The organism is Nostoc sp. UHCC 0251 (genome assembly GCF_034932245.1).
Classification (GTDB): Bacteria; Cyanobacteriota; Cyanobacteriia; order Cyanobacteriales; family Nostocaceae; genus Nostoc.
This window is the reverse complement of the sequence record NZ_JAYGHD010000220.1, coordinates 1-3,592: the sequence shown is the minus strand read 5'-3', so window position 1 is coordinate 3,592 and position 3,592 is coordinate 1. Positions and strand designations below refer to the sequence as shown.

4 protein-coding genes and 1 pseudogene are annotated in these 3,592 nt (G+C 41.0%); 3 read left to right on the top strand and 2 right to left on the bottom strand.

Features of this window, described 5'->3' with window-relative positions:
* The first annotated feature begins 513 nt into the window (after positions 1-513).
* A complete protein-coding gene (locus VB740_RS17565; protein WP_323201248.1) occupies positions 514-1,026 on the top strand; it encodes a hypothetical protein in 513 nt (170 codons plus the stop codon).
* Positions 1,027-1,135: 109 nt separating this feature from the next.
* On the opposite strand, the gene VB740_RS17560 is transcribed toward VB740_RS17565, so the two are convergent.
* Together VB740_RS17560 and VB740_RS17555 are read right to left on the bottom strand one after the other, a co-directional pair.
* Entirely contained in the window at positions 1,136-1,717 is a 582-nt protein-coding gene (locus VB740_RS17560; RefSeq protein WP_323201247.1) for a thioredoxin family protein, read from the bottom strand.
* A gap of 147 nt (positions 1,718-1,864) precedes the next feature.
* The gene (locus VB740_RS17555) at positions 1,865-2,080 is read right to left on the bottom strand and encodes a chlorophyll a/b-binding protein (RefSeq protein ID WP_099101899.1); all 216 of its coding nucleotides are present in this window, start codon (positions 2,078-2,080) and stop codon (positions 1,865-1,867) included.
* 195 nt (positions 2,081-2,275) lie between these two features.
* On the opposite strand from VB740_RS17555, the gene thyX reads away from it, so the two are divergent.
* The gene (gene thyX / locus VB740_RS17550) at positions 2,276-2,998 is read left to right on the top strand and encodes an FAD-dependent thymidylate synthase (RefSeq protein WP_323201246.1); all 723 of its coding nucleotides are present in this window, start codon (positions 2,276-2,278) and stop codon (positions 2,996-2,998) included.
* 106 nt (positions 2,999-3,104) lie between these two features.
* Positions 3,105-3,542 (top strand): annotated as a pseudogene (locus VB740_RS17545) (Rpn family recombination-promoting nuclease/putative transposase); the annotation flags it as partial.
* Positions 3,543-3,592 lie beyond the last annotated feature (50 nt).

Sequence of the window (3,592 nt, the reverse complement as noted above, 5' to 3'; positions counted from 1 at the left end):
AAAATCGGTTGCGATTTAATCGTTAATCCCACAGCACAAGAAGTTTCTTAGAAGAAAGGTCTTCGTGAGTTTTTACGGTTATAACACAAGCCGACATTAGGATACACTGGCTTTTGAATAGACTAGAAGTTTAGCAGCGACTTTGTTTGTCACTGCTGGTGACTTCTTGCCTAGTATCCTATCGCTGTTTGCTTTATGAAACTTACTTAAACCTACGGCGAGTCGCTTTTAAGAAGGTTTCTTGACATCTAAAATGACTCCCACTCTTTTGAGGCTATAGCCTTAGAATATTTACAAGCTTTACTTACGAATTAGCTCTCTTTAGAGAAAGCACCGTTTTTGCTGTTTAAGCTGACATTCTACCTATTTCTATTGGGTTTGTGTAGCTTAACAAATCAGCAGATTCATTAATATTAAGCCTGTTTTTACTATTTAGTTTCTTACTCTGACCTAATTAGACAGCTAGAGTGTTCATTTCACTTTGTTCAATAGCTTTTAGCCCTTATCGCTCCCATGCTGACCCATCACCGCAAGCCCGTGTGCTTATCACTTATTTCCACTGACCTACCAATTTGGTCTGTTGTCGAAACTGCCGCGACATTGTATCAAAAAGATACTGATAGATTCCATTTGCTGCTGACCGCACCGCCCCTAATTAGCTGCGAATTAGAGAGTGTTGTAAGTCCAGAGGACACACTTCCCCAAAGTAAGAGCAAAGCTTACGCTCCCAACAGCCCCAGAATTTTGTGGCTGGAGATTTCCCCTTATCGGGTGATCATGACTATGCAAGGTAATGCTCAAGTGAGTTACCGTCATTTTTGGGAACAGGGCGTTTATGGGATTAGTCGCTATTGGTTACCAACTGAGTCATTGCAACCTAACGATCCTATTCGTTTACGAAATTTTACTAGTAGCCTAACTCTCAACGGACATCCCTTGCCAGAAAATTTGCGTCTGGAATATGAATTGTGGGCAGAAAAAGTCCAACTTGGATGCTACATTCTTAATTTGGAAATTAAACATTGATAGCTATGGGGAGTCGGGGAGTCGGGAGTAGGGATTAGGAAAAAGTTTTACCAATACTCAATGCCCCATGCCCCATGCCCCATGCCCAATGCCCCATTCCAAATGCCTTTTAACCAAAATAACTGGGTTGGTTTCCAGGCTTCCATTTAATATTGCAACCAACGCTCGGCTTTTGCTCGCTTGTAACAGGTTTACCCGCCAGCACTGCTTCAATTGCTGCGCGTAAATCCGCGCCAGTCACAGGTTTACCATTACTGGGACGGCTATCATCTAATTGTCCCCGATAAACAAGTTGCCGTTGGTCATCAAATACAAAAAAATCAGGTGTGCAAGCTGCTGTGTAAGCCTTTGCCGTTTCCTGACTCTCGTCGTAGCATAAGGTAAAATTAAACCCTTGTTCTGTTGCAAATGCTTGTAACGACTCTGGCGCATCATCTGGATAATTTTTTGCATCGTTAGCACTAATCGCAACGATCGCTAAATCACTTGTAAAATAGTCTTTTCCTAACTGCACTAATTCTTGTTGAATGTGCTTTACAAATGGGCAATGCCGACAAATAAACATTACCAACAGCGCTTTTTTATTTGCAAAGGTGGAAAGTGAAGTTGCCTTTCCAGATACTACTTCCGGTAGATTAAAATCTGGTGCTTTTGTGCCTAGTGGCAACATAGTTGAAGCAGTTAAAGCCATAATTTACCTGATAACTTTACGCTGATAACTAACAGCTTTTGCTATCAGTATATTTTTACTCTAGCATTAAGTTTTCCATAAATTAAGAGACGGTAAATTTACCGTCTCTTACTATTTGTTGAATATTTACGTTATAGAAATTAGTTTTTATAGACTTGCCAAAACACCAACGATGCCATGTCCTGTGAATACTTCTAACGCTATGAGAGAGACAAAGCCAATCATTGCTAAACGACCGTTGAGCATTTCTGCATAAGGAGTGAAGCCAGTGCGATCGCCTTGCTCATCTATATAAACCTTTGGCTCGATCGCAAAGTTGTTCAGCTTGCCTTGGTCGTCAATTATAGCAGTGTTTGTACGCATGGATTTTTCCCTGTCTTCTCTTTATGTAAATAACTGTAACAAATTTATTAACATTTGTAAAGTAACTTAATCTGATCAAGTAGAAGTCCCAACCAGAGATATGATCATGGATCGAGTTAAAAGCTATGTATAACAAACAGGCTCCGCTCCTTCTGCGTAAGCAATCTCAGTTACCAATCCATTCCCCATAAGCTAATGCATCGATTTCGAGTAGAGGTTATTGCCAAAACACCAAACCCGCAGCAGGTGATTTATGCCGCGATGCACCAAGACTATACCGATGGGTTCGTGTATGATGAGCGCGACTCTTGGCCCTCGGAGTCACAAAGCGGCGAAGTTATTGTTAAGCGACTTTTAGCGGGTGAGAGGGGACACTATGGGCCTCTAGAGCATCCCCAGATTGTTTTCAATTGTGGCTACTTTCCTCACAGCGTGATGCAGCAGGCTCGTACTCATCGTGTAGGCGTATCATTTGATGTTCAGTCTTTTAGATATACAGGTAACCAATTTATTGACGTAGTAGAAGGTAAGAAAGACATAGAAGATGTTTTTTACCTACGTCCCGTTGGTTATTACACTGATAGACAAGGAAAAAAGTACCATTATTCACCAGAGCAAAGAGCAGCAGATTTGCAATGGTGTTTAGAAGCAGCTAAACGATATAAAGCTGATTTTGAGGGTGGGATGTCTGAAGAACATGCAAGAGGTAAAGTACCTTTTGATTATCGCCAGCATTTTGTAGTTAGTTTTAATTTAAGGTCTTTCTTGCATTTTTGTGACCTGAGAAATAAGAAAGATGCTCAACTGGAAATTCAAAAGTTGTGTGAAATGATGTGGCCTCATTTTGAAGATTGGGCACCTGCGATCGCACACTGGTATGAAAAGCAGCGTCTAGGCAAGGCAAGATTAGCACCATAATCATATTTTGGGGCAAATATAATTCATACTAAATTCTGACGCCTCGGCGGAGCGTCTCCGGCTCCGCTCCTGAATTCTTCTTATAAAAAATTTGTAAAATGCTTTCATGCGTCGAGATTCAATATTTTACAAGCTGTTTCAACAGTCTCCCACTTTGCTATTTGAACTAGTAGCAAATCCTCCAAGCAATGCAGATAGTTATCGTTTTGATTCAGTCGCCGTCAAAGAACCGAAATTTGAAATTGACGGAGTATTTCTACCACCTGAAAGCGATGGTGCTGGAGTTGTATATTTTTGTGAGGTACAGTTCCAGAAAGATGAACAACTCTATGAGAGAGTATGGGCTGAATCTTCGTTATATTTCTACCGCAACCGTTCCAGATTTAGTGACTGGCAAGCAGTGATAATTTACCCGTCGCGCAGTATTGAACAAAGTGATATTCATCCTCATCGCTCATTGCTGAACGGCGGACAAGTACACCGGGTATATTTAGATGAATTAGGGGATATTCGTCAATTACCTATATGGGTAGCGCTGATGGTAAGCTAATCGGCATTTAAGCTGCATAATATAAATGCAGAGTCGGTTGAAAA

What these genes read in the sequence shown, in the direction of transcription:
- VB740_RS17560 (WP_323201247.1), bottom strand. Translation starts at nt 1,717, where the DNA reads ATGGCTTTAACTGCTTCAACTATGTTGCCACTAGGCACAAAAGCACCA.
- thyX (WP_323201246.1), top strand. Translation starts at nt 2,276, where the DNA reads ATGCATCGATTTCGAGTAGAGGTTATTGCCAAAACACCAAACCCGCAG.
- VB740_RS17565 (WP_323201248.1), top strand. Translation starts at nt 514, where the DNA reads ATGCTGACCCATCACCGCAAGCCCGTGTGCTTATCACTTATTTCCACT.
- VB740_RS17555 (WP_099101899.1), bottom strand. Translation starts at nt 2,080, where the DNA reads ATGCGTACAAACACTGCTATAATTGACGACCAAGGCAAGCTGAACAAC.